The organism is Pseudomonas sp. G(2018) (assembly GCF_005502415.1).
In the GTDB taxonomy this organism is placed as follows: Bacteria; Pseudomonadota; Gammaproteobacteria; order Pseudomonadales; family Pseudomonadaceae; genus Aquipseudomonas.
Window position 1 is genome coordinate 108549 of sequence record NZ_SCOO01000012.1, and the last position, 25537, is coordinate 134085.

Genomic DNA, 25537 nt, shown 5'->3' on the forward strand with positions numbered 1-25537 from the left:
CGATGTTGGCCGATAGTCCGCTATCGCGGGCAAGCCCGCTCCCACAGGGATTAGCGTGAAACCTATTTTTTGCGCATCCGTATCAACTCCGGCAACCCGATCTTGAGCAGCCGCGCCGTCCGGCTTTTAGCCAGCGCCTCGATGCCCTCATGCTCGGTCAGGCGCGCCAGTTGCGCTGCCATGTTCATCACCAGCGCTTCACGGGAGTAAACCCCGCCACCGAGCTGGTAGGCCGCTGCAATCAGCTGTCGCAACTCCAACGGCAAGCGCCAGCGGGTGCGCAACGCCGAACCGTAGGCCGCGCCGAATTCGGCCAGCGCTTCGCCCACCTCCTCCTGATCGTCCAGCTCGCCACCGGCCTGCTTCCATTCCTGCAGGCAACGTAACAACGCCAGGTCGCCAAGGCGATGCAGCATGCCGGCGCAATAGCAGCGCGCCTGATCCAGATCCAGCAAGCGCGCCAGGGTGCGCGCGTATTCGGCAGTGTGCAGCGACAGGTCCCAATAGCGCTCGGCATAGTCCGCCAGGTACGGATCACTGAGCCGCGCACTGCGCTTGAGGGCCAGGCCAAGAATCAGGTTCATGCTCTGACCGGTGCCCAGTCGGTGCAACGCCTGGGACAGGGTTTGCACCGCGGCGCCATGGTGCTGGGCGGCGCTGTTGGCGGCGGCGATCAGTACGGCGGTGACCTGGGGATCGGTACGGATTTCATCTTCCAGCTTCGACAGATCGAGGCCGTTGGGTTTGAGGCTGCGTTTGACCGCCAACTGCACGTCGGTCATCAGCGGCGCACCTTCCGTCAGTTCACGACGTCGTTCCAGATACACCGACAAGGTCATGCCGTGGGCCAGCGATGGCACCTCGCAGATGACCTCCTCACCGGCATCGAGCAGCAAATCCTGCAGGCGATGAGTCAGGCTTTCCATGTTCAGGGGTTTGGTCAGATAGGCGGCAGGTGCCAGCGGCAAAGCTTCGCGCACACTGGCGCTGTCATTGCGGCTGCTCATCAGAATGAAAGGCAGCGGCGGATTGCGTTTGCGCTGGCGGACACTGCGCAACACATTCAGACCATCGACACCGGGCAATTCCCAGTCGACGATCACCAGGTCGTAAGGATTGGCCGCCAGCCACTCCAGCGCCTGCTGGCCGTCGGCACACAAATCCAGTCGCGCATCGCAGCGCACGTTCAGCAGCACTTCCTTGAGCAGATCCCTGGACCAAGGGTCGGCCTCGGCAATCAACACTCTGGGAACGGCGGGTAAATTAACGACAGTCATACAGCTCTCCCTGACAATGCCTAAACCTTAGCGAATGCTGGCCGTTCGATACAGCGCGAATGCGCAGGGTGTATTACGACCGGCATGAAAAAACCCGCCGAAGCGGGTTTTTTGTCGATCAGGTCACACTGGCGATCAGAGCTCGGAGAAGCACTCTTCGATGATTGCCAGACCTTTGTCCAGTTGCTCGTCCGGCGAGGTCAGCGGTACCAGGACGCGCAGAACGTTGCCATAGGTGCCGCAGGACAGCAGGATCAGACCCTTGTCGCGAGCCTTGGCCACCACGGACGCTACCGCTGCAGCGTTCGGCTTGTGGCTGTCGCCATTTTCGAACAGCTCAACGGCGATCATCGCGCCCAAGGCACGGACTTCGCCGATCACCGGGTACTTGGCCTGGATGGCTTTCAGGCCAGTGACCAGACGCTCGCCGACAGCCTTGCAGCGGTCCAGCAGGTGTTCTTCTTCGAACACTTCCATCACGGCCAGGGCCGCGGCGCAAGCGATCGGGCTACCTGCATAGGTGCCGCCCAGGCCGCCTGGAGCGATGGCGTCCATGTATTCGGCCTTGCCGCACACACCGGCCAGCGGGAAGCCGCCAGCGATGGATTTGGCGAAAGTGGTCAGGTCGGCGGCAACGCCCATCTGTTCCATGGCGAAGAAGGTGCCGGTACGGCCAGCGCCAGTCTGTACTTCGTCAGCGATCAGCAGGATGCCGTGCTGGTCGCACAGGGCGCGCAGACGCTTCATGAATTCTTTAGGCGCAACGTAGAAACCACCTTCGCCCTGAACCGGCTCAATGATGATCGCAGCGATGTCTCTCGGCTCGGCGTCGTTCTTGAAGATGCGCTCGATGCTGGCGATCGAATCGTCGATGCTCACGCCGTGCAGTTCGTTCGGGTACAGCGCGCGGAAGATGCCGCCTGGCATCAGGCCCATGCCGGCCGAGTAAGGCACGACTTTACCGGTCAGGCCCAGGGTCATCATGGTGCGACCGTGGTAAGCGCCGGTGAAGGCGATCACACCGGCACGGCCAGTGGCGGCACGGGCGATCTTGATGGAGTTTTCAACGGCTTCGGAACCGGTGGTCACCAGCAGGGTTTTCTTGGCGAAATCACCTGGCACCTTGGCGTTGATTTTTTCGCACACTTCTACGTACGGTTCGTAGGCCAGTACCTGGAAGCAAGTGTGGGTCAGCTTGTTCAACTGCTCGGTCACGGCGGCGATGACTTTCGGGTGCACGTGGCCGGTGTTCAGCACGGCGATACCGCCGGCAAAATCGATGAACTCGCGACCTTCAACGTCGGTCACGGTAGCGTTCTTCGCGGAATCGGCGAAGATCGGGTGAATCTGGCCAACACCACGTGGAACAGCAGCGGTACGGCGGGCCATCAAATCAGCGTTAGTCTTGCTCATACATTCCTCATTCACCGCTCATCGGGCGGCGTGGTTCAAGGATTAAGCGGCGGGGAACAACAGCGACAGCATGCGATGATCGACTGCCACAGCGTTCCCGGCCACCGAGAAAATTTCGTTTGAAGCACGCAAAGGGACAGCGCTCTCGTGCCCTTTGCGTTTGAAGCGATGCCTTTTTCCGGGCTTAGATGCCCAGGCAGAGGTATTTGATTTCCAGGTAATCTTCGATGCCGTACTTGGAGCCCTCACGGCCCAGGCCCGAGGCCTTGATGCCGCCGAACGGCGCGACTTCGTTGGAGATCAGACCGGTGTTGACGCCGACCATGCCGTATTCCAGGGCTTCAGCCACACGGAACACGCGACCCAGGTCGCGAGCATAGAAGTACGAGGCCAGACCGAACTCGGTGTCGTTGGACATCGCGATCACGTCGGCTTCGTCTTTGAAACGGAACAGTGGCGCCAATGGACCGAAGGTTTCTTCCTTGGCCACGGCAGCGTTATTCGGCACGTTGGTCAGGATGGTCGGTTCGAAGAAGTTGCCTTCCATCGGCTTGCCACCGGCCAGTACGGTCGCGCCTTTGCTCAAGGCGTCGGCAATGTGCTCTTGCACCTTGGCCACGGCTTTTTCGTCGATCAGCGGGCCAGTGGTGGTGCCAGCTTCCAGACCGTTGCCGATCTTCAGCTTGGCAACGGCCACTTTCAGCTTCTCGGCGAAGGCATCGTAGACACCGTCCTGAATGTACAGGCGGTTGGCGCAGACGCAGGTCTGGCCGTTGTTACGGTATTTGGAAATGATCGCGCCTTCGACGGCCTTATCCAGGTCCGCGTCGTCGAACACGATGAACGGCGCGTTGCCGCCCAGTTCCAAAGACACTTTCTTGATGTCCTTGGCGCATTCCGACATCAGTTGACGACCGATTTCGGTCGAACCGGTGAAGGACAGCTTGCGCACGATCGGGTTGCTGGTCAGCTCGCTGCCGATGTCGCCGGCGCTGCCGGAAACAACGCTGAACACACCGGCAGGAATGCCGGCACGCTGGGCCAGTTCAGCCAGGGCGAACGCCGAGAATGGGGTTTGCGAAGCAGGCTTGAGCACCATGGTGCAACCGGCGGCCAGGGCCGGGCCAGCTTTACGGGTGATCATCGCGGCCGGGAAGTTCCACGGGGTGATGGCAGCGGTCACGCCGATCGGCTGCTTGATCACGATCAGGCGCTTGTCTGGCTGGTGGCCCGGAATCACATCACCGTAGATGCGCTTGGCTTCTTCGGCGAACCACTCGATGAAGGAAGCGGCGTAAACGATTTCACCCTTGGCTTCAGCCAAAGGCTTGCCTTGCTCCAAGGTCATCAGGCGAGCCAGGTCGTCCTGGTTCTCGATGATCAGCTCGAACCAGCGACGCAGCTTGGTCGCACGCTCTTTGGCGGTCAATGCACGCCAGGCCGGCAGCGCCTTGTCAGCGGCTTCGATGGCACGGCGGGTTTCGGCAGCGCCCATTTTCGGCACGGTGCCCAGAATTTCGCCCGTTGCCGGGTTGTTGACCTTGATCGTCTGACCATTGTCCGCATCGACCCACGCGCCATCGATGAAGGCTTGCTGGCGGAACAACTGGGTGTCTTTAAGCTGCATGTCGGCTTTCCTTAACAGCACCGCGGGTACGCGGAGCAAATTATGATTGTAGAAAGGCGCCTCAATAGGCTGCCGTCAGGGAAATCATTCACCGGGCTGAAGCACAAAATAGCGCACGGATTGGACTCGTGCGGTTCAGCACCCAGACAAGAGCGTTTGAAATCTCAAACGAATCCTAGGATCAAAGGGGGTAAAGGACAATAGGCCGTTCGAAAAAAAGAACGAAAACGCCGCATTTGCCTGTTTTTTCTGATCAACGTAGCAAACGCAGGTTACGCTTGTGAAAACAGCAAGCGATTCAGCAGCATGGACGCCCGCCATGCATATGAGTATCATGGCGCCCGCTTGCACCAGTAGCTCAGCTGGATAGAGTACTGCCCTCCGAAGGCAGGGGTCGTGGGTTCGAATCCCGCCTGGTGCGCCATAGATAGAAACGAGAAAGCCTCAGGCCTGATGGGTCTGGGGCTTTTTTGTACCTCACAAAAAACCGCCAAAGCGGTTTTTTTCATTCCGTCGTCCAATCAAACTCGTCGTATTCATCATCCTCGTCGCCCTCGAACATGTCCTCTTCAAGAACGTCTTCTTCCTCAGCGTCACCCTCATCCGGCTGATTCAGCAGAAAATCCTTACGGCTCTCGGTAATCGCGCGCCGGAGTTCTTCGCCCTTTTCCGGGCAGTTGAGCATTTGGGCGATGCGGTCGATTTTTTTTGCCACGGCTTCCTCCAACCCCATCGGCGATGGCTTGATAGTGCGCGCTTTCGGGCGCGGATGCCAAATCGCCGGGGGTTGGTTGGGTCAGTTTTTTTGCAGGGCCTTGAGTCGGGTGGTGAGGTTTTCGTTGGGGAAGCGTTTGTGCAGGTCCGCCAGCAGTTTGTCGGCGGCTTGGGTCTGTCCGGTTTTTTGCAGGCGCACGACTTCAAGAAGCTGCTCATCCAGTGACTTCACCGGTGCCGCTGCGCGCTTGCTGGCTTTGGCTTCGTCAGCCATTTCGGCGCTGAAGGATTCACGCTGTGCAGGAGCGGCCAATTCGGCCATGGGTGCTGCGGGCACAGGCATCGCGCCCGCCGGGGCGGATAGCGCCCGGACAGTCGCTGGCGGTGCTGATTCGGCTTCCTGTTTGGCAACCGGCGCGGAGGCCTCGGGCGCAGGTGCGAAGTCGTAGCTTGGCACTTGCTCCGGGGTGCGTTGTACCAGCGTCAGCATCAGGGCGACGCCGACGAGGCTGGCGAATGCGACTTGCCAGCGGGGTTGTTGGCAGGCGCGAACCCAGCGTTGCCACAGGCTTGGCTTCGGTGTCGGGGTCTCACGCTGCGCGGCCGCCAGGATGAAAGCATCGAGGTGGGCAGGTGGTTCGCCGCTTCCATGCTTTCGGTAGTGTTCAACGACCTGTTCTTGCGGTGTCGGGCGGGCGTCAGTCATGTCAGTACCTCCTCGGCCAGCAGCCGACGCAGTTTTTGCTGGGCGTAGCGCAAGCGGCTCTTGACGGTTTCCAGCGGTGTTTCGGTGAGGGTGGCGATCTGCGGCAGGTCAAGATCGCTGTAGGCGCGCAGCAGGAACACTTCGCGTTGGTCGGCGGGCAACATTTGCAGGGCGGCTTCCAGGCGCTGGTTGTCGCGGCTCAGGCTCAGCAGTTGCTCGGGATCGGATACGCCGTCAGATATCGCGTGAATCTGCTCGTCGTAACTGTCGTGCAGTGGTTGATGAACACCCTGCTTGCGCCAGTGATCGATCAGGCGGTTGCGGGCAATCTGGTACAGCCAGGTACGAAAAGTCGCTCGGCCTTGTGGCTGACTGCCGCTGCGGATCAGGCTCAGCCAGGTTTCCTGATACACCTCCTCGGCCCGTTCCGCGCTGCCACTGAGCCCCAGCAGAAACCGGTATAACCCCTGACGATGGCGCGCGTACAGAATCTCGAACGCCGCGCTGTCGCCTTGGCGATAACGGGCCAGCAGCGATTCGTCGCTGCTGGCCTCAACGCTGTCTGCAGGTGCGAACAGCTGGCTGATGAACCCCTTGAGTCGGCTCACTATTCAATCCGTCGGTCAGTGGCGGTTGGATTCGACGCTGTAGTGGTGCGCAGGCTCTGCGCCAGCTCCACCAATTGCACGAACTCGCTGCGCAGGCCGAAGCGGTCGGCGCCCCGGGCACCACGGGCCAGCGCTTCGGTGTCCTTGAGGCTGAACTCGCCGGTGTAACGGCCGTCCTTGAGTTGTTGGGAAAACGCGGCGACAGCAGCGGCAAATCGCAGATCGTCACTGGCCGGTGTCACGCGATCAGTGATGGGGCGCTCGATCAGGCGACTATTCCCACCTTCCGGCAGCTGATATCGCACACGCAGCATCGCCAATTCCCCGTTCTTGTCGGAAACCGCAGCGCTCGCTTTACCGTAGCGCAGTGGCTCCAACCAGCCCTTCTCGCCCGTGGGGACAATTTCGTACAACGCTGTCACCGTATGCCCTGCCCCGATTTCACCGGCATCGACTTTGTCGTTACTGAAATCCTCACGCTTCAACGCGCGGTTTTCATAGCCCAGCAGGCGATATTCACTGACCTGCGCCGGATTGAATTCCACTTGCAGCTTCACGTTTTTCGCCACCACGGCGAGGGTCGAGCCGAGTTGATCCACCAGCACCTTGCGAGCCTCGCGCAGGTTGTCGATGTAGGCATAGTTGCCATCGCCGGCATCAGCCAGTTGTTCCATCAGGTGTTCATTGTAGTTATCCACACCAAAACCGAGGGTGGTCAGGGATACGCCGGTCTTGCGTTTATCCACAGCCATTTGCTTGAGGCTGTTGAAGTCGCTGATGCCGACATTGAAGTCACCGTCAGTGGCCAGCAGCACGCGGTTGATGCCTTTGGGGATAAACGCCTGTTGCGCCATTTGGTAGGCCAGCTCGATGCCCGAAGCCCCGGCGGTGGAGCCGCCGGCGGTCAATTGGTCGATGGCGGTACGAATCTTCACTTTGTCGCGTCCGGAAGTGGGCTCGAGCACCACGCGGGATTCGCCGGCGTAAACCACCAGCGACACTCGATCCTGCTCGCGCAGTTGATCGACCAGCAATTTCAGCGTGCTTTTGACCAGCGGCAAGCCCTCGCGGCGGTCCATCGAGCCGGACACGTCCACCAGAAATACCAGGTTCGCCGGAGCCAATTGCGCCACCGCACGGTCCGACGCCTTGATACCGATGCGCAGCAAACGGGTATGCGGGTTCCACGGTGACGCCGCCAGTTCGGTGGTGACGCCGAAAGGCGAACCATCGGTGGGCAAGGCGTAGTCGTAAGGGAAGTAATTGACCATCTCCTCCAGCCGCACCGCCCCTTCCGGTGGCAGGCGTCCCTGGTTGAGCAGCCGGCGGACGTTGGCGTAGGCGCCGGTATCGACGTCGGCGCTGAAGGTCGAGACCGGCGCTTCGGTGACGCTGTGGATCGGGTTGTCGGCCAAAGCCTGGTATTGCTCGCGCTGCTCGTCGCGATAGCCCTGTGGATAAGAGTCTTGTGGATAAGCCTCACCGGCAGGCATCGGCGCGAAACCGGCCATGGGTGCCGCGCGTACGCTGCGCTTGGCCACCGCAGCATCAGCCATGACGGTTTCATGTTGCAACAAGGCTTCGGTTTTCAGTTCTGCCTTTGCCGGTGGCGGCACCACCGCAGACTCGGGTTTCGAAGAAACGCCGCAACCGGCAATCGCCAGCAACAGCCCGGCGGCAAAACCCTGGGTGGCCGGGCGGAGAAAATGCAGAGGGCGGGACTGCAGAGAAAGGAGCATGGGGCTGACCTCAGGAGGAAATTGATCCATTCATCCTCTGAGACGGACAGCCCAAACGGTTCGGGTTAACCCGCGCGAAAAAATCTTTCAGCGGTGATAACGCCGCACCACGCTGCTGTTTCTCAGCACATGGCCTTTGATTTTCTCCAGGAACTGCGCACGGGTCAGGCCAGTGGGTAAAGCATCCGGTGCCAGGTCCAGGGCGTAGAGCTGGATGATGTAATGGTGCGCGCTGTCGCCTACCGGCGGGCAAGGACCGACATAGCCCGTGGTGCCTTTGCTGTTGGTCCCGTCCACGCCTTCCAGCGCGGATTTGGCACCGACACCGGCCGGGATCTGATGGGTCGTGGCCTTGATGCCGTAATGAGTCCAATGATCGATGCCCTGCCCTTTCTGGCCATCCGGGTCATGCATGACGATGGCATAGCTGAGCGTGCCTGCCGGGCCGGCGTTCCAGTTCAGCGCCGGCGAAACATTGTGCCCGCCGCAGCCCTGAGCATCGCTGGCGGCGGCCGAGGTGAACAAACGGTCATCCGAGACGCCCGGGATGTTCAGGGTGAAACGCTCCTGAGCCGCCTTCGCCGGAAATTGCACGCAAAGGGCGACGGCTACGGCTGCCAACCAAGGGGTCAGTGAGGTCAATCGGGTCATTCCAGAGCACCTTAAGCGGATGGGGCCGTCGTCGGCGTGCAAACTATAGCCGGACCGTTCGCGCCTTGGCACCAGGATTTGGCTGAACCTCAAGTTTGGGGCCAGACTCTTAAATGAAACGCTTGTCTGGAGAGCGATCATGATCCTGCATCGCGTCGCCCGTTTGGCCAATATTCCTGAAAATCGCGGTCTTGAAGTCAAGATCGAAGACAGCAAAATCCTGCTGTTGAAGGTCGGCGACCAATTGCGCGCCTACCAAGGCGAATGCCCTCATGCCGGAGCGCCGCTGGCCGAGGGTGCGCTTTGCAACGGACGCCTGACCTGTCCGTGGCACAAGGCGCAGTTTCGCATCGAGGACGGCGGGTTGTGCGAACCACCGGCCCTCGACAGCCTCAAGCGCTACCCGCTCGAAGTGCGTGACGGCGAAGTCTGGGTTGGCGATCAGCCGTTGGTGGATGCCCACACGCCGCCGGCCGACGACGAGCGGACCTTTGTGATTGTCGGCGCTGGCGCTGCAGGCACGGCGGCGGCAGCGGCGCTGCGGGAAAAAGGCTTCGGCGGCCGGGTGCTGTTGATAGATCGCGAAAGCAGTGCCGGTTACGACCGTACGGTACTGAGCAAATTCGTGATTTCCGGAGAAACGCCGCCGGACGACGTCCCAACCCTGCGCGATGAAGCGTTTTATAAAGAGCAACGCATTGAGCGGATCAATGCGGATGTGGTGAGCCTGGATTCCACCCACCGAACACTACGGCTCAGCGATGGCCAATCGCTCGATTATGACGCCGCACTGCTGGCAACCGGCGGCACACCAAAAATACTGGAACTGCCCGGCGCCGACCTGCCGCAAGTGTTTGTTTTACGCTCAAGGGACCATGCGCAGCAGATTCTGAAAAGCGCCAAACCCGGCCAGCAGGCGGTCATCATCGGTGACAGCTTCATCGCCATGGAGTCTGCTTCGTCCCTGCGCCAACATGGCCTCGACGTCACCGTCCTGGCCCGTCAGCCGGTGCCATTCGCCAAACAGTTCGGCGAAACCGTCGGCAAGGCAATTCTTGCCCTGCATCAAGCCAATGGCGTGGTGTTTAATACCGAGGGCGAAGCCACGCAGATCGAAGGAGTGACCAAGGTTGACGCTGTACACCTGGACAATGGCCAACGGTTACCGGCGGATCTGGTGCTGGTCGGCATTGGCGTGAGCCCGGCGACCGGGTCGTTTACCGATTTGCCGAAGGAACAGGACCACTCGCTGCGCGTCGATGGCGGCATGCGCGTGATCGATGGACTTTGGGCGGCTGGTGATATCGCCACCTTCCCGCTCAACGGGCAGCCTGTACGGATCGAACACTGGCGCCTGGCTCAACAACAGGCACGCATCGCCGCCGCGAACATGCTCGGGGGCGATGAGCATTACCTCGACGTACCGTACTTCTGGACCTGGCACTTCGGAAAAAACTACGACTACCTCGGCCACGCTGAAGCCTGGGACGAAGTCGAATTCAAGGGTGATCCGTTCAACCCACCCTTTATCGGGCTGTTCGGCAAGAACGGCGTGGTGACGGCAGCCGTGGCCTGCGATGAAGAGCGGACCATGGCAATGCTCGCCGAGCGGATGAAACAGCCGCTGTCGGTGGATGAGGGGTGGCGGTTGATTCGCGGGTAAATCGCGATCCAGGACAGAAAAACGCCCGGCGTCTGCATTGCGCAAAGGCCGGGCGTTTCTATTCAAGCAGTGGTTTTACTGAACTTCGCCAGCGCCACCAAACTTGCTCATCAAGAAACCGACAAATTCTTCGAGGGTCATTTTCTGGCCGTTGAAATCCACCTGATTGTTGGTGTAGTGCAGCTTGGTGACGATGTTGTTGCCTTCCAGTTTCGCCAACTGCGAACCGACGGCCATGCTGCTGAACATGTCGGCCGTGGCGCTGGCCTGATCGGCGATCAACTTGGCGTCGGTCTGACCGTCGATTTGCGACTGCACGGTGAGCACGTCAACGATCATCGGCTTGGACACTTGCAGATTGAAATCCAGCAACGCGATCAACTGCTGGACCAGTTGATCGGCCGGCAGGTCGATCGCTTGTGGCTTGGTCAAGTCGAGCACCAGGTTGGCGCGGCTTTCGCCATTGGCGGTGTTGAACGACAGGTTCTCCAAAGCTACCTGCGGACCGGCCGCGAGCAATTGCTCCAGATGGGTCTTGAGCTGCGTCTCTTCCGCTTCGGTCAGCTGAAGCTCCGGTGCCGGTTGACCCGCCTCGGTCGCCTCGGCGACAGCCTCCTCGTACGGTTGCAGTTTGGTCTGGTAGATCTGCATCAACGCCATGGTGGAAGGAATGTCGAGGTTCTTCAGGCTCAGGGCCATCTGCGCAGAACCGACAGCCTTGCCGTTGAGGGACACCTCACCAATCTTGTAATCGGCACGCCCGGAGGCGTTGGTCCCCGATTCCGAGGTCTGGTTCTTCATTTCGAATTTTTTGAAGCCCAGCACCGACTGTTTCGGGCCAAAGGTGGTTTGGCTGTTGCTTAGCTCGACGGTGTTTTCACCGGTGTAGTAACCGTAAGTACTTTTGCTCAGGTTGCTGGCCAGGGTCAGGCCACTCAACTCCACCTGTACCGGTGTCTGGTCTTCGGCGACGGTGGTCAGCTTCAGGCTGTCCATGTAGCCGTCGGCCTTGACCTTTTGTGCCTGGGCACTGGCCGCGAGGTCAACTTTCAGGCCGGAGAACTTCATGCTGGATTTGTCATCCAGTGCTGTTTCCAGCGGCAGCAATTCAAGCGTGCCATTGGTGGAGTTGTCATAGCCGATGTTGACCACGCCTTTGAGTGGCGAAGCATCCTTGGTGGCGGCGAACCATTTTTCCGTGAGCGGCGTTTTTGCAAGTGTGTAATGACTGGTGGCCATGACCGGCAACCACTTCAGCGAGACCAGGCGCGAGAATGGCAGCGGGCCGTGTTCGAGGCGATCGACGAACAGCAACTCGACCGGCGCCTCGCCGAACATTTCACCTTCAGCCTTGAGGCGATAATGCGCGGTGCTGCTGAATACGTGGCGCTCCAGCGACACCAGTTCCACCGTCGCCGTGCCCTTGTGCCCCACCAGCGCGGCCTGCAATTGTTTGTTGGCATCCGCCAGGGAGGTGTTCAGTACACTTTCGATCTTGGTGCCGGTGTACCACGCACCGCCGACGCTGATTGCGCCGATGGCGACAACGATTCCCAGAAGCACGCCTGCAGATTTATTCATGAATGACCCGATCAATGTCCGTTGTTGAAGGTGTGGTCGTCTTCCCTGAACCCATGAGGGGTTGCGGTCACGACTGCGCTTGAAGTGGGGAGCAGATTAGCATCAGGCGCGCGGGGCGGCCCAATGATTAAAGGTGAAAGAGTGTCATGGCGGGTGATGGATTTGGTGTTCATGAGATCGCCATCGCTGGCAAGCCAGCTCCCACAGGGATCACACCAAACCTGTGGGAGCTGGCTTGCCAGCGATGGCGTCGGTCCTGCCAACACAAGATCAGGAATACTGAACTTCGATCTCATCCAGTTGATGATCAAAGGTTTTGAGCCGAGCGGTCCAGGTGTACACCAGCACTTCAAAATCCCGATTGATCACCGCCCCGCCCGTCACTTCCCCACGCGGATCGCAGAAGTCCAGTTGATAGCGCTCACGAGCCATGGCAGTCGCGACATCGGCCAGTTCCCGGGCGTTGTTGAGCCAGTGCCGACCGTCGTCGGCCACTTGTTTGTCCAGCTCCAGGCATTGCTTCTTCAGGGTTTCGAGGCTCTTTTCCAGCGGCGTGCCAGTGAGCTCGCCCATGACTTCCTGGAACGTGCGCCCCGGTTGCCAGTAACTGCCCCAGAAATAGCGATCGAACACCGTTTCGACACGACGCAGCGCCACCTTGGTGTCCCAGATCAGCACCAGGGTCTTGCCTTGCTCGAGTTGTCTTTTTTTGATCCGCTGGGTCTGGACGGACGCCCAGGCCACCACCGCGATGGACATCACGGCGATCAGCGCGGCGGCACTGTCGAGAAATACCATCGCCTTGTCGATCTGGTGGGCCAGCATGATGCCGTAGAAATAGGTCGCCGTGAGCAGCACCAACGCCACGACGGCACACCAGAAGCCGAGAGCATAAGGGTTTTTCATTATTGGTTTCCCCATGACCTGCGCAAGCCTTGTGCGAAGCAAGGGGCGTTTTCACGAACGCCCTTTCAACACTTCAAAGCATAGCAACGGCCTCAGGGTTTGCCGGAGTTCGACGCTTGCGTTCGTCCGCTTTCCCAACCGCCACCCAGGGCCAGGAACAAATCGATTTGGCTCGTCGCAACCTGAGTGTTCGCAGCGGCCAGTTGTGCCGTGACGTCGGTGTAGGTACGGGTCGCTTGCAGGTCCGCCAGGAACGACGCGCGGCCAGCCTGGAAGAAACGGTGAGTCTGGTCGGCCGCCAGTTTCGCCGATTGCTCGGCGTCCGCCAGGGCATCACGGCGCTGCAGCAACGCTGAGTACTGAGCCAGGCCGGTCTGGGCGTCACGAATGGCGTTGAGTACCACGCCGTCGAAATGTGCCAGTGCGCCTTGAGTAGCCGCTTCGGCCTCGCGGATACGCGCGCGGGCGCCGTTGGTCGGCACCGTCCAGGTCAGCGAGGGTCCAAAGCCCCAGCGGTTGGTGGACGGTTCGCCGAGGTTATCCAGGATACCGATGGAACCGACGGTCGCGCCGATGCTGATGTCCGGGTACAGCTGACCCGTAGCAACGCCGATGGTGGCGGTCGCAGCCGCCAGTCGGCGCTCAGCCTGCCGTACGTCGGGACGTCGCTTGAGCAATGCCGCGCCATCCCCCACCGGCATCAAGTGGGCAATTTTCGGCAGTTCGGCACAGCTGTCGGTCCCGGCAGGCAATTGACCCACCGGTTTGGCCAACAGCATCGACAAACGGAACAGTCCGGCCTGGCGCGCCGCCTCATAACGCGGCATGTCGGCGCGCAGGGATTTGAATTGGGTTTGCGAACGGGTGACCTGAGTTTCATCGCCGCGCCCAGCATCGCGCAGACGTTGAATCAGCGTGGTGCTCTGGGCTTGCAGGTCGAGGGAGTGCTGGGCGATTTCCCGCTCTTCGTTGGCTGCACACACTTGCGTGTAGGCGCGTACCACGTCGGCCACCAGGGTGATGCGTGCAGTATCGGCCGCGGCTTGCGTCGCATCGGCATTGGCCTTGGCCGCTTCGATGCCGCGCTGCAAGGTGCCGAACAGGTCGAACTGGTACGAAGCGCTGATGCCGATATCACCGATGTTGGCCACCGGTACTTTTTCCGGCAAGAGGAACGCTTCGCCGGATTCCTGCAAGCGTTGGGCGCCCATCTTCACACCGGCGCTCCAGCCGCCCGCCGCCTCGGCTTCGTCGACCTGGGCGCGAGCCCGCAGCAGGTTCGCCGCCGCCACGCGCAAGTCGGTATTCGACGCCATGGCTTGCTGAACCAGCTGGTCGAGCCGCGGGTCGTTGTACAGGCGCCACCAATCGGCAGGCACCGGTGCCAAAATCACCGGTTTGCCGTCGACCGCCAGTTCGCCCTGCAAGTCTTCACGGTGGATGGCCGCTTCTTCGGGCAAGTGATAGTCCGGGCCGACCACCTGGCACGCCGACAACAGCAGGCCCAATCCGGCGACCGCTAAAACCGAGGCCTTGCTCATTGCGCCGGCCCCCGGACCTGATCATCAATGATCGACACCGTGGCGGTGCGTCCGGCGATCATGCGGAAATCCGCCGGCACGTCATCGAAGGCGATCCGCACCGGAATCCGTTGGGCCAGCCGCACCCAACTGAACGCCGGATTGACGTTGGGCAACAGGTTGCTGCCGCTGGTGCGGTCGCGGTCTTCGATACCGGCGACGATGCTTTCGACGTGACCGCGCAGCCGCGCACGGTCGCCGATCACGCGGATGTCGACGCTTTGGCCGACATGAATGCCGTCCAGTTTGGTTTCTTCGAAATAGCCGTCGATGTGGAAGGAGTTGCTGTCGACCACCGACAATACCGGACGCCCTGCGCTGACAAACTCTTGGGTACGCGGCGCGCGGTCGTTGACGTAACCGTCCACCGGGCTGCGGATCACCGAGCGATCAAGGTTGAGCTGAGCGCTGTCCACCGCCACCAGGGCTTCCATCAACGCCACTTGGGCACGGGCCACACGCGACTGGCTTTCCTCCAGTTGCTCGCCCGGCACCAGATTACCGAGGCCCTTGTTGCGCTTGGCTTCACGCTGGGCCTGGGCCAGGGTTTCTTCGCGGTCGGCCACCGCCGCTTTTGCCTGGCGCAGGGCCAGCTTGAAGCGGTCCTGGTCAATGCTGAACAGCACCTGCCCTCGCTTGACCATCTGGTTATCGCGTACTTCAACCTGCTGGATCAGCCCGGACACGTCCGGAGCGATCTGCACGATGTCGGCGCGGATGTGCCCGTCGCGGGTCCAGGGGGCGAACATGTAATACATCACCATGCGCCACACCACGACAACGGCGAAGCTCACGATCAACAGGGTCAGGACCACGCGACCGATGGTCAATAAAGGTTTTTTCATGTCATCAGGTATCGACTGAGTGAGTCCACCACGCCAAGCAGCAAGGCGTAGAGAGCCACGTTAAACAATGCCCGGTGCCAGACCAGACGGTAAAAGTGCAGGCGCGTCAGTACCCCATGCACCAGCAGGTACAACACATACGTAAGGCCCATCAGCACCAGCAGCGTGGGCAGGAACACCCCGCTGATATCCAGATCACCGATCATAAAGGCGCTCCATCGATGCCATGGGGAAGCGGTTCTTCTTGCTCTGCGGAACCGACGAATTCGACGCCCGGCAACAGCGCCAGGCGCAAGCCGCTCAGGGCGTGCAACAGGTGCAGACGGGTTTGATCGTCACCCGCGCCAGCAAGGGCACGACGGGTCCGGTCAAGGGTCATCAGCAACGGACTCGGCGCCGGCAAGCGTTCGCCGGCCTTGAGGCACGCCTTGAAGTATTCGCCGACCTCGGCCACCACCTGACGCAGCAGCGCCTGCGGTGCGCCGTCAATCCGTGGCGTATATGCGAGCAGGTCCAGCAGATTCAGCACCACCCGCACTTCCCGCAGGGCGATGCCGGTGTCCTGGCCGGTCATGGCCAGGCGCGGCAAGTGCTGCATCAAGCGATCCAGTACCTGCACGCCCAGGTGCCGGTACTCGGCCAGCGTTGCCGGCTCGGTGAGGCTGACAATGTCGCGCCAGCTGAAACGGGTCAGGCGCTTGGCCGCCAGCTCGGCGCCGAATGGCCGGGCAACCAGGGTCCAAATGAACGCAAACAGCAGGCCGATGGGGCCTGCCAGATTGGAGTTGGCGAAGCTGAGGAAGTCTGCGTCGTAGGCGCCCTGGATACTGATGAAGGACGAGGTGTTGACCAGGGTCAGCAGCATGCCCAGATAAAACTGCGGTTTGACCGTCAGGGTGCCGACGATGATGAACGGCACGGCAAATGCCAACACCAGCATCGGGAAATCATGCAGGTTGGGCAGCACCAGAAACAGATACAGGCTGGCAAACAGTACCGACATCGCCGTCCAGAAAAAGAACCGGTAAATCTGCGGCGCCGGGTCGTCCATCGAAGCGAAGAAGCTGCACGCCACGGCGGCCAGGATCACCGCCGCGCCACCGTCAGTCCAGCCGAGCAGAATCCACAGTACCGACGCGACAATGATCGCGGTGACGGTGGACGCCGCCGAATAAAGCATCAGGCCACGATCCAGAAACGGCGTCAGCCGCCCCAGCCGCCAATGGCGATACACCGCGCGCCAGCCGTCCTGGTTTTCACACTGGATGGCGATTTGCAGGCTGCGGCAGTCCTGCCATAGATCGATCCATTCGCCGAGGCGATACAGCGCGTTGGAAAACAGCAGCTGCTTGCGATCCTCCAGCGCCTGGGTACTGGGTTGCAGGGCTTCGAGCTGATGCTTCAACGCCTGCCAGCGGTCAATGTCGGCGTCTTTGTGCTGTAGCCAATCGGAAGTGGCGCCGAGCAGTGGCGCGAACTTGTCCACAAGCTCGGGTGTGCGTCGTTCGAGGGCGTAAAGCGCATCGTCAAGGGCATCGATCACCGGCAGCAAGTGAATCATGCGCCCGCGCAATTCATTGGTGTTGCGCACGGTCTGCGGACGCGCACCCTCGTGGGGCAACTGGCCGATCATCAATTCCAGGCTGTTGAAGGTCGCGACCATCGACGCGCGCAATCCACTGACTTCATCCGGCTGCACGTTGCGGCTGAGAAAACGCAGGCTGTAGGTCGATGCATCGGCAAACCATTTGCTCACCGAATCGTTGAACACCGGCGCCAGCCGCCGGGGCCAGAACATCGCGCCGACCACTGCTGCGACGGCGATACCGAGGAAGATTTCCTCGGTGCGCGCTTCCGCTACGTCCCACACCGCTAAAGGGTTATCCACCACCGGCAATGCGATCAAGGGCAAGGTGTATCCGGCCAGCATCAACGCGTAGTTGTTGGCGGTGCGCAGATGCAAGGACAGGAACAGCAACGTCCCTGTCCACAGGGCAATGACCAGCACCAGCACATAGGGGCTCTGGACGAACATCGGCACGAAAAAAACGGCTGCGGCAGCACCCAGCAAGGTACCGACCGCGCGGTACAGCGCTTTGGATGTGGTCGGGCCGAGAAACGGATTGGAAACGATGTACACCGTGGCCATCGCCCAGTACGGACGCGGCATTTGCATGAGCAGGGCGATGTACAGCGCGATCATCGAAGCCGCGAAGGTGCGCACGCCGTAAAACCAGTCACGGGCCGGGGGCATGCCGGTAAAAAAGCCGTTCAAGGGTGGGTCACCGGAAATGGACTGGCCGATTCGAAGGCCTTCAACACACGCAGCGCGGCTTCCAGATCACGCCGGTCGATGCCTTCCAGCGCTTCATTGCGCAAACGCACCAGTTCGACCTCGACGGTTTGCACCAGCGTCCGTCCGCTGTCGGTGAGGCTCAGGCATTTGGCGCGGCGATCCTGGGCGTCTTCGGTGCGGCAGACATGACCGGCATGGCACAACTGATCCAGCAAACGCACCAACGATGGACTCTCCATCCCCGACGCCTGCGCCACCGCCACTTGCCGCACACCATCGCCCAAGCGTCCGATCATCAACAACGGGACGGCGCAGGCTTCGGAGATTCCATAGTTGACCAGTGTCGTCTGGCAGATCTTCCGCCAATGCCGCGCGGCCACCACCATGGAGCTGCTGATGTTCATCTGGAGAGCGTCGAGGTTATTCGGCACGAGGGAATGCACACACTGTTAGTTTGCTAACTATCAATATGGCATTGGAGGGGATTTTTCGTCAAGTTTTGAAACAAATTCGTGACCATCCGTCATTACTGACTGACCGTTGGCGAACCAACGTAATGAATTTGTATATACTTTTTCATCACATTTGTTCAGAGGCCAGGTCATGTCAAAACAAGCCGTTTTTACGATGAAACTCGAGTCAGAATTGCGCGAACAGTTCATGGCCGAAGCAGAAGCGGCTCACCGTCCTGCCTCGCAAATTGTTCGGGAAATGATGCGTCAATTTGTTCAAACGCAGCGAGAGTCCCGTGAGTACGAAGCATTCCTGCAACGTAAAGTGGATATCGCTCGTGCTTCCATGTGCAAAGGTGACGGTCTGACGAATGAGGAAGTTGAAGCAGAGTTCGCCGCCAGACGTGGACGGGCAGCCATACAAGAATGAAGATAATCTGGACGAAGGAAGCAGCACAGGATCGTGCAGACATCTGGGATTACCTACACGCCGTTAACCCACAAGCGGCCATCGACATGGATAACCGCTTCAGCGATGCGATATCCAGACTTGTACAGAACCCCGGGAGTGGTCCTGTTGGAGTCGTCTCAGGCACTCGCGAACTCATTCCGCACCAGAGTTATCGCATGGTTTATCAACAGGAACTGGATGCAGTCTGGATACTTGCCTTGGTTCATGCATCCCGACAATGGCCTCCAGCGAACTAAACGCCTACACCCCCCGCCCCTTCCTCAACATCACATCCAGTTGATCCACCACCTCGGCCCAATCGGCGTCATCCAGAATTTCATTGCGCAACAGATCTGCCTGACTTGGATTCCAGAAAAATGCGTCCGCCAGGTGCAGTTCCGGTTTGAGCGGTGAATGGGTGGCAATGAATTTGTCGATGCTTTCGGCGTCGTCCGGCAGGCCAAGTTGCTTGAACAGGGATGGGAGGTTGTGGTTTGGGTTTTCCATGTCTGACTCCTTCTTTCATAGTGAGGTGACAGCTTCGCAGTCATTCGCGAGCAGGCGCGCTCCCCCAAGGAAAACGCGATCCCCTGTGGGAGCGCGCCTGCTCGAGAGTCGATGTCACAGGCGCTGCAAATACTTAATAACTCAACTCCCGCACCTCCGCATGCGGCACCATTTTCAGGAAATCCGGCACGTTCATGTGCAGCAGATTGGTGTGGTTGCCGGCTTCCAGATAAATGTCTTTCTGCCGGGTCAACAGGGGATCGATGACCACGTCCAATCCATAGGCTTCACCCAGGGCAGGCACGGCGCCGCGTTCGCAATCGTCAAACAGGTGCGGCAGGTTACTTTCGCGGGAGACTTGCCATTCACCGCTGCTGCGGACTTTGCTCAGGTCCAGGTGACGGCTGGCGGGCAGCACAGCCATCAGGTAGTGCCCATGGTGGTCGTCGAGGATTACGGATTTGGCCACCCGTTCGGCGGGAATGCCCGCGACACGCGCCGTTTCGAGGCTGCTGGCCGAGTGGGGATGGGTGACGATGTCATAGTCGCATTGAGCCTTTTCCAGGCTTCTCTGCACGGTTCTTGCCATACGCATGATGCACCTCGGTGTCCGCAAAAACGCCTGGCGGACGATGGTTAACACTTTTTCTACGTACTCAAAGTCTAGGCCTGCCGGAACGATCCGGCGGGAAATCCGCCCATCGGACAGGTCGACAATTGAGCAAAATTCATACAACTGACACGTCAACTAAACTGTATACAGAACCACCAGCGACTCTCCCGGAGGGTCACGTGAATACGCGTTGTTGTGCCATTGCCTTGCTGCTGGCCTTGAGCGGCTCCGCCTTCGCCGCAGACCCTGTCGGACTGCCGGCTCCCGACCCCATCGGCATCTGGCTGATCACCTTCGGCATCGCGTTTCTGATCGCCGAGGCCGCCCTGCCCAACTACGGCGTGATCGGCCTGGGCGGGATCGTGATGTTCGTGATCGGCGCCGTGATCCTGACCAATGCCGAATTACCCGTACCCTTGATGATTGGCTTGGGACTGATCAGTGCACTGCTGCTGATCTTCCTGCTGATCCGCGCCCTGAAAACCCGACCGCGCCAGACCGTCAGCGGCGATGCCGGACTGCTGGGCAGCGTGACACCGGTGTTGTCACTACAAGTGGGCGATACCTGCCACGGTTGGGTGCATTTGCAGGGCGAACGCTGGCAAGTGTCGAGCGCCAAGCCGTTGCAGATCGGGCAGCGGGTCCGGGTGGTGGCACGCAAGGGATTAATGCTGGAAGTGGCCGCGACTGACGCGGTATCGGTTGGAGAATAGTCATGGGCTTACAGCTGGGTTTTGTCGCGCTCCTGTTATTGCTGATCGCATTGGCAGGCGCGACGTTCCGCATCCTGCGCGAATACGAGCGCGGGGTGGTATTCCAGCTCGGACGCTTCTGGCAGGTCAAAGGCCCGGGCCTGATCCTGTTGATTCCGGTGATCCAGCAAATGGTCCGCGTCGATCTGCGCACCATCGTCCTCGACGTACCAGCACAAGACGTGATCACCCGCGACAACGTTTCGGTCAAGGTCAACGCTGTGCTGTACTTCCGCGTTCTCGATCCGCAGAAGGCAATCATCCAGGTCGAAGACTTTCTGATGGCCACCAGTCAATTGGCGCAAACCACCTTGCGCGCGGTGCTCGGTAAACACGAACTCGATGAACTGCTGGCCGAGCGCGAACGACTGAACATCGACATCCAGCAAGTGCTCGACGCCCAGACCGATGCCTGGGGCATCAAGGTAGCCAACGTCGAAATCAAGCACGTAGACCTCAATGAATCGATGATCCGCGCCATCGCCAGACAGGCCGAAGCGGAACGGGAACGCCGGGCCAAAGTGATTCACGCCGAAGGCGAATTGCAGGCCTCGGAAAAGCTCATGCAAGCTGCCGAAATGCTCGGTCGCCAGCCCGGCGCCATGCAGTTGCGTTACATGCAGACGCTGAGCTCGATTGCCGGCGACAAGAGTTCGACCATCGTCTTTCCGTTGCCGATCGAGTTGCTCAAGGGCATGGCGGATCTGTCGGCCAAACCTTGAACGGCAAACGGTGACTCAACGCTGCGCTGCGAGCGGATAAACCGACTCCCATCCACCACCCAGGGCCTTGTACAACCCGACCGCTGCCAGCGACACGCCGGTCGAACTTTCGACCCATTGCTCCTGGGTCGCCAGCAGCGCTCCTTGCACCGTAAGCACGTTGACGAAATCCACCACGCCTTCAACGTATTGCCGTTGCGCGGTTTGCAGGGCGATCCGGTTCTGGCGCACCGCTTCGGCCAGGCTGTCGCGACGCAATTGGCTGGCGTTGTAGGCGCTCAGTTGGTCATCGATTTCATGCCAGGCCCGCAGCACGGTTTGCTGGTAGGCGATGGCCGCTTCCTGTTGCTGGGCTTCGCGCAGGTTCAGCACACCGCGCAAGCGCCCACCGTCGAACAACGGCAGGGTGAATTGCGGGCCGATGCCGAAGGTCCGCGAGCTCCACGAACCGAAATCGCTCAACTGCATGGCTTGCGAACCAACATTGCCCGACAGGGTAATGCGTGGATAGAAATCACCCTTGGCCACGCCGATGCTCGCGGTCGCGGCGTGCAGACGGGCCTCGGCCTGGCGGATGTCCGGGCGGCGCTCGGCCAGCTGCGACGGCAGGCCGATGGCAACCTGGCGCGGCGTCTGCGGCACCGGCGCGTCGGTGGATAGCTCGACCGTCAGCGCCTGGGGCGGTTCCCCCATCAACAGGCTCAAGGCGTTGATCAGTTGTGCCTGACGCTGTTCCAGCGCCGGCAGGCGCGATTCGATGGCGGCCACTTGCGCGGCGGCTTCGGCGACGTCCAGATCAGTGGCGACACCGTCGGCCAGGCGCAGCTGCGACAGCTTCAGACTGTGTCGAGCCACTTCAAGATTCTGCTCGGTGACGGCCCGGGTGTTTTGCACACCGCGCAGTTGAATGTAGTCCTGGGCGGTTTCGGCGAGTACCGATAACAACACGCCGCGACGGTCGTTTTCCGCGACTTCCAGTGTGGCGTCGGCGGCCTCGGTTTCGCGGCGCACCCGCCCCCAGAAATCCAGCTCCCAGGATGCAGAGAAACCGGCATCCCAGAGGTTGAATGCGGAATTGCCGTTATGTCCTGACGGGTCGCTCAGGCCTTCTGCGCTGTTACGTTTACGGGCGTAGCTGCCGGTGGCGGCGGTCGTCGGGTAGCGGTCGGCGGTGACTACCTGGCGCACGGCACGGCTTTGCTCCAGGCGACTGCTGGCGAGCTTCAGGTCGAGGTTGTCGGTCAGGGCACGCTGGCTCAAGGCCGAGAGTTTCGGGTCGTTGAACACTTCCCACCAGCGTTCGTTCATCGTCTCATCGGTGGCTTGGCTGGGTGCGGCGTTTGAAGGTTTCGACCACTCGGTGACTTGTTGGACTTCGGGTTTCTTGAAGTCCGGGCCGACGGTGCAGGCTGAAAGACTCATGACCAGTAAGGCGCACAAGGTGAGTCGAAGCTGCTGGCCTCTTCGCGAGCAGGCTCGCCCCCACAGGGGATCACCTTTTGAAAAAAGATTGTGGTCAACACACCGACCCATTGTGGGAGCGAGCCTGCTCGCGAAGGCGTCAGCCCGATCAACAAAAATCCTCATCGTTGTGCAACCTCATGCTCGACGCCGGCGCTCGCGGTATCAATCCTCGCCTCCACCGACATCCCCACCCTCAACCGCTCGGCCAATGGCTGCCCCGACGCCAGCGCGATCTTCACCGGAATCCGCTGCACGACCTTGGTGAAGTTACCGGTCGCGTTGTCCGGCTTGACCGAAGCGAAGGTCACGCCAGTGGCCGGTGCGATGCTCTCGACACGCCCCTTCAGAGTCTCGCCGCCAAAGGTGTCGACGCTGACCTGCACGCTCTGTCCAGGCTGCACGTGCGTCAACTGGGTTTCCTGAAAGTTGGCCACCACATAAGCCTGCGCCAGGGGCACCACCGCCAGCAGCTTGCTGCCCGGCGTAACATAAGCGCCAACCCGCACCGCACGCTCACCGACCATGCCATCCTGCGGCGCAGTAATCCTCGTGTAGGACAGCTCGTAACTGGCCATTTCCAGCTTCGCCTGCGCCCGCTTCAAGCCACCTTCAGCCCCGTCGCGCTGAGCCGTGAGGATGTCCACCTGCTTGCGTTCCGCCGCCAGCACCGCCGTGACATTGGTCAACCGGGCGCTGGCCTGATCGATGCGTGTACGCGCCTGCTGCGCGTTCTGCACCGTACCGGCACCCACCCCGGCGAGATGGTTGTAGCGATTAAGTTCATGCTCGGCGAAAGCCATCTCGGCCTTGGCCGACACCACCGCGGCTTGCGCCTGGGCGATCACCGACGACTGGCGCTCAAGGGTGGCCTTGGCATTTTGCAATTGCGCTTGGGCCACCAGCGTCTCGGCGGCAGCGGCTTCAGCGGCGGCACGCAGATCGCGGTCATCGATCAGCGCCAGCAACTGCCCGGCCTGGACCTGCTGGTTGTCGTCCACCAGCACTTGCTTGATGAACCCGGCAACGCGCGGCACCACCAGCGTGTAGTCCGCCGAGACATAAGCGTCATTGGTGCTTTGATGCGTACGCTGGCCGAACAGGCCGGGCGCCAGCAGATAAATCAGCGCGCCCACCGCAATCACGACGGCAGCGCCCACGGCCACTTTTTGCTTCGATTGAGTCGTCATAAAAACCTTCAGTTTCAGTGGAGCATTCAGGTCGGTGCGCGCGGCGGATAGATCCGTGTCGGCAGCCAGAAAATCAGCAGGATCAGCGCCACGGCGACGCCGGCCATGCACAGGTAAAGATCAGCGGCGGTCAACACCACCGCCTGCTCATGCAGCCGATGGGCGAGGCCGGCGCTGTCGGCATCGGCCAAGGGTGAATTGCCCAGGCGGTCCACCAGCATCGTCGAGTGAAAGTGCAGTCGCGCCGTGGTCAACGTCTCCAGCACACCGGTGGCGATCACCGCCGCCAGGCCTTTCACGGTGTTGAACCAGGACGAGGCGAATGGCCCATCCATCGGACTGATGCTGCCGGTCGAGAGCATCAGCAACGGCAGCACCGCCATTGGCTGACCGAAGATTTGCAGCAGCTGTAGCACATAGAAGTCATCGCGAATCCACGCCGATGTCAGCTGTGATCCACCCAGGCAGGACAGGGTCAGCATGCCCAGGCCGATGCCCAGCACCCAGCGGCAATCGACCCAGCGCAAGTTGCACAGCGCCGCCACCAACGGCAGCGCGATCAACTGTGGCAACGCCGCCAGCAGGGTGATCGGCGCGGTCTGCACCGGGCGATAACCCTGGACCTGCGCCAGGTAGCTGGACGGAATAATGATCACCGCCAGCAACACCACCAGCACCCCGGCCAGGGTCAGCAAGGCAAACGAGAGGTTGCGAATGCCGAGCATCTGCATCTTGAAAAACGGGATCGGCTGCGACCACTCGTTGATCAGAAACAGCACCAGCAACAACGTGCCGCCCACCAGCAAGGCGCTGATCAGGCTCGACTCGAACCAGTCCAACCGATTGCCCTGCAAAATGCCGATCACCAGCATGCAGATCGCCGGAAATCCCAGCAGCAAACCGCGCCAGTTAAACTGCTTGAAGCGCTCCAGTCGCAGCGGGTCCTGGGGAATCCCGTAGGCCACCGCCACTGTGGCGATCAGGCACGGCGCGACGACTTGCCAGAACGTCCATTGCCAGCCGACGTACTCGGTCCACAACCCCGCCAAAGGCGTGCCGAGCCCCGGACCGAAAGTGGCCGTCAAGGCATAACCGGCCAGGCCGAAGACTTTTATGTTGGCCGGCAGAAAACGCAGTGCGACGGTCATCAACATGGGGGGTAACGCGCCACCGGCCAGGCCTTGCAATGTGCGCAAAACCAACAGGCTTTCGTAATTCGGCGCCAGCGGGCACAACACGCCCAACAGGGTGAATGCACTGATCGCACACAGCGTGAAACGCCGCAACGAGAACGTCACCGCACACCATGGCGCGAAGGCCGCAGCCGCTACCGAGGTCGCGGCATAGCTGGCGACCAGCCAGGTGCCTTCGTCGTAGCCGATGGCCAAGGCACCGCGAATGTCAGCCAGGGCAACCTTGGTCACCATCTCGTTCAAGCCCGAAACCAGCACCGCCAGCAGCACACCCACCAGGCCAATGATGATCCGCGGACCAAACACTGTTGGCGCGGCGGCCGGTTTGGGCGCGGCCAGAGGCACCGAGGCCGTCAGGGAGGTCATCGGTTCACAACTCCGCAATGATTGAGGGGGCAGTCTACGAAGGCGAATCGCTGACGAAAACTGACTTATTGGCAATTTATAAGTGCATGGGGCGCAGCAATTGGATGATGAAAACGAACGAGGACAGAAAGCGGTCTCGCGAAGAAACGACGGAAAAAAACTAACACCGCCGAGTCAGGCGGACCACCATCCATAGGTGTTAGAGCGGTGCTGCGATCTTTTGA

At 60.6% G+C, this 25537-nt stretch carries 25 protein-coding genes and 1 tRNA gene; 6 read left to right on the forward strand and 20 right to left on the reverse strand.

Annotation, left to right across the window (positions count from 1 at the left end; translation table 11 throughout):
* Window positions 1–62 precede the first annotated feature (62 nt).
* From FFS64_RS14615 to gabD, 3 genes are all read right to left on the reverse strand, one after another.
* On the reverse strand, window positions 63–1277 hold the full coding sequence (locus tag FFS64_RS14615) for a response regulator (protein WP_137805958.1): 1215 nt from the start codon (window positions 1275–1277) through the stop codon (window positions 63–65).
* A gap of 135 nt (window positions 1278–1412) precedes the next feature.
* Window positions 1413–2690 (reverse strand): 4-aminobutyrate--2-oxoglutarate transaminase, encoded by a 1278-nt coding sequence (gene gabT, locus FFS64_RS14620; protein ID WP_137805959.1) that lies wholly within the window; start codon window positions 2688–2690, stop codon window positions 1413–1415.
* A gap of 184 nt (window positions 2691–2874) precedes the next feature.
* Window positions 2875–4317, reverse strand: a complete 1443-nt coding sequence (gabD, locus tag FFS64_RS14625; protein ID WP_137805960.1) for an NADP-dependent succinate-semialdehyde dehydrogenase — start codon at window positions 4315–4317, stop codon at window positions 2875–2877.
* Window positions 4318–4664: 347 nt separating this feature from the next.
* Here gabD and FFS64_RS14630 point away from each other — a divergent pair.
* Window positions 4665–4741, forward strand: a tRNA-Arg gene (locus tag FFS64_RS14630).
* An 81-nt stretch (window positions 4742–4822) separates the two neighbouring features.
* On the opposite strand, the gene FFS64_RS14635 is transcribed toward FFS64_RS14630, so the two are convergent.
* The 5 genes from FFS64_RS14635 to FFS64_RS14655 form a co-directional block, all read right to left on the reverse strand.
* Window positions 4823–5032, reverse strand: coding sequence for a hypothetical protein (locus FFS64_RS14635; protein WP_137805961.1), 210 nt, complete (start codon window positions 5030–5032; stop codon window positions 4823–4825).
* 81 nt (window positions 5033–5113) lie between these two features.
* A complete protein-coding gene (locus tag FFS64_RS14640) occupies window positions 5114–5737 on the reverse strand; it encodes a hypothetical protein (protein WP_137805962.1) in 624 nt (207 codons plus the stop codon).
* Window positions 5734–6315 (reverse strand): RNA polymerase sigma factor, encoded by a 582-nt coding sequence (locus tag FFS64_RS14645; RefSeq protein ID WP_171017091.1) that lies wholly within the window; start codon window positions 6313–6315, stop codon window positions 5734–5736. The genes FFS64_RS14640 and FFS64_RS14645 overlap by 4 nt, the downstream gene beginning before the upstream one ends.
* A gap of 29 nt (window positions 6316–6344) precedes the next feature.
* Window positions 6345–8084: a VWA domain-containing protein gene (locus FFS64_RS14650; protein ID WP_137805964.1), complete on the reverse strand. Its 1740-nt coding sequence runs from the start codon at window positions 8082–8084 to the stop codon at window positions 6345–6347.
* Between the two features lie 87 nt (window positions 8085–8171).
* The gene (locus FFS64_RS14655) at window positions 8172–8735 is read right to left on the reverse strand and encodes a YbhB/YbcL family Raf kinase inhibitor-like protein (RefSeq protein ID WP_137805965.1); all 564 of its coding nucleotides are present in this window, start codon (window positions 8733–8735) and stop codon (window positions 8172–8174) included.
* A 139-nt stretch (window positions 8736–8874) separates the two neighbouring features.
* Here FFS64_RS14655 and FFS64_RS14660 point away from each other — a divergent pair, with 139 nt between their 5' ends.
* Window positions 8875–10398, forward strand: coding sequence for an apoptosis inducing factor family protein (locus FFS64_RS14660; RefSeq protein WP_137805966.1), 1524 nt, complete (start codon window positions 8875–8877; stop codon window positions 10396–10398).
* Between the two features lie 75 nt (window positions 10399–10473).
* Here the strand turns inward: FFS64_RS14660 and FFS64_RS14665 are convergent, their stop codons facing one another.
* The 7 genes from FFS64_RS14665 to FFS64_RS14695 all read right to left on the reverse strand — a co-directional run bounded on the left by FFS64_RS14665 (window position 10474) and on the right by FFS64_RS14695 (window position 18010).
* Window positions 10474–11979: a YdgA family protein gene (locus FFS64_RS14665; protein ID WP_137805967.1), complete on the reverse strand. Its 1506-nt coding sequence runs from the start codon at window positions 11977–11979 to the stop codon at window positions 10474–10476.
* 270 nt (window positions 11980–12249) lie between these two features.
* The gene (locus FFS64_RS14670; RefSeq protein ID WP_095192438.1) at window positions 12250–12885 is read right to left on the reverse strand and encodes an NADH:ubiquinone oxidoreductase subunit N; all 636 of its coding nucleotides are present in this window, start codon (window positions 12883–12885) and stop codon (window positions 12250–12252) included.
* Between the two features lie 92 nt (window positions 12886–12977).
* Window positions 12978–14426 (reverse strand): efflux transporter outer membrane subunit, encoded by a 1449-nt coding sequence (locus FFS64_RS14675; RefSeq protein ID WP_137805968.1) that lies wholly within the window; start codon window positions 14424–14426, stop codon window positions 12978–12980.
* Window positions 14423–15310, reverse strand: coding sequence for an HlyD family secretion protein (locus tag FFS64_RS14680; protein ID WP_137805969.1), 888 nt, complete (start codon window positions 15308–15310; stop codon window positions 14423–14425). Before FFS64_RS14680 ends, FFS64_RS14675 begins: the two co-directional genes overlap by 4 nt.
* Window positions 15307–15516, reverse strand: a complete 210-nt coding sequence (locus tag FFS64_RS14685) for a DUF1656 domain-containing protein (RefSeq protein ID WP_137805970.1) — start codon at window positions 15514–15516, stop codon at window positions 15307–15309. The genes FFS64_RS14680 and FFS64_RS14685 overlap by 4 nt, the downstream gene beginning before the upstream one ends.
* Window positions 15513–17585, reverse strand: a complete 2073-nt coding sequence (locus FFS64_RS14690; RefSeq protein WP_137805971.1) for an FUSC family protein — start codon at window positions 17583–17585, stop codon at window positions 15513–15515. Before FFS64_RS14690 ends, FFS64_RS14685 begins: the two co-directional genes overlap by 4 nt.
* Window positions 17582–18010: a MarR family winged helix-turn-helix transcriptional regulator gene (locus FFS64_RS14695; RefSeq protein ID WP_095192443.1), complete on the reverse strand. Its 429-nt coding sequence runs from the start codon at window positions 18008–18010 to the stop codon at window positions 17582–17584. Before FFS64_RS14695 ends, FFS64_RS14690 begins: the two co-directional genes overlap by 4 nt.
* Before the next feature lie 199 nt (window positions 18011–18209).
* On the opposite strand from FFS64_RS14695, the gene FFS64_RS14700 reads away from it, so the two are divergent.
* Window positions 18210–18488: an antitoxin of toxin-antitoxin stability system gene (locus FFS64_RS14700; protein WP_137805972.1), complete on the forward strand. Its 279-nt coding sequence runs from the start codon at window positions 18210–18212 to the stop codon at window positions 18486–18488.
* A complete protein-coding gene (locus FFS64_RS14705) occupies window positions 18485–18766 on the forward strand; it encodes a type II toxin-antitoxin system RelE/ParE family toxin (protein ID WP_137805973.1) in 282 nt (93 codons plus the stop codon). Before FFS64_RS14700 ends, FFS64_RS14705 begins: the two co-directional genes overlap by 4 nt.
* A 4-nt stretch (window positions 18767–18770) precedes the next feature.
* On the opposite strand, the gene FFS64_RS14710 is transcribed toward FFS64_RS14705, so the two are convergent.
* Together FFS64_RS14710 and FFS64_RS14715 are read right to left on the reverse strand one after the other, a co-directional pair.
* Window positions 18771–19016: a DUF2789 domain-containing protein gene (locus tag FFS64_RS14710; protein ID WP_137805974.1), complete on the reverse strand. Its 246-nt coding sequence runs from the start codon at window positions 19014–19016 to the stop codon at window positions 18771–18773.
* A 133-nt stretch (window positions 19017–19149) separates the two neighbouring features.
* Entirely contained in the window at window positions 19150–19611 is a 462-nt protein-coding gene (locus FFS64_RS14715) for an aminoacyl-tRNA deacylase (RefSeq protein ID WP_095192447.1), read from the reverse strand.
* Window positions 19612–19808: 197 nt separating this feature from the next.
* Here FFS64_RS14715 and FFS64_RS14720 point away from each other — a divergent pair, with 197 nt between their 5' ends.
* Together FFS64_RS14720 and FFS64_RS14725 are read left to right on the forward strand one after the other, a co-directional pair.
* A complete protein-coding gene (locus FFS64_RS14720) occupies window positions 19809–20342 on the forward strand; it encodes an NfeD family protein (protein WP_137805975.1) in 534 nt (177 codons plus the stop codon).
* A 2-nt stretch (window positions 20343–20344) separates the two neighbouring features.
* Window positions 20345–21103, forward strand: a complete 759-nt coding sequence (locus tag FFS64_RS14725) for a slipin family protein (RefSeq protein WP_095192449.1) — start codon at window positions 20345–20347, stop codon at window positions 21101–21103.
* Window positions 21104–21118: 15 nt separating this feature from the next.
* Here FFS64_RS14725 and FFS64_RS14730 read toward each other — a convergent pair whose 3' ends face one another.
* From FFS64_RS14730 to FFS64_RS14740, 3 genes are read right to left on the reverse strand one after another with little or no spacing between them, the layout of a single operon-like run.
* Window positions 21119–22690 (reverse strand): efflux transporter outer membrane subunit, encoded by a 1572-nt coding sequence (locus FFS64_RS14730; protein WP_137805976.1) that lies wholly within the window; start codon window positions 22688–22690, stop codon window positions 21119–21121.
* Window positions 22687–23754 carry an HlyD family secretion protein gene (locus FFS64_RS14735; protein WP_137805977.1) on the reverse strand — a complete coding sequence of 356 codons (1068 nt, stop codon included), beginning with the start codon at window positions 23752–23754 and terminating at the stop codon, window positions 22687–22689. The genes FFS64_RS14730 and FFS64_RS14735 overlap by 4 nt, the downstream gene beginning before the upstream one ends.
* 26 nt (window positions 23755–23780) lie before the next feature.
* Window positions 23781–25313, reverse strand: a complete 1533-nt coding sequence (locus FFS64_RS14740) for an MFS transporter (protein WP_137805978.1) — start codon at window positions 25311–25313, stop codon at window positions 23781–23783.
* Window positions 25314–25537: the final 224 nt, after the last annotated feature.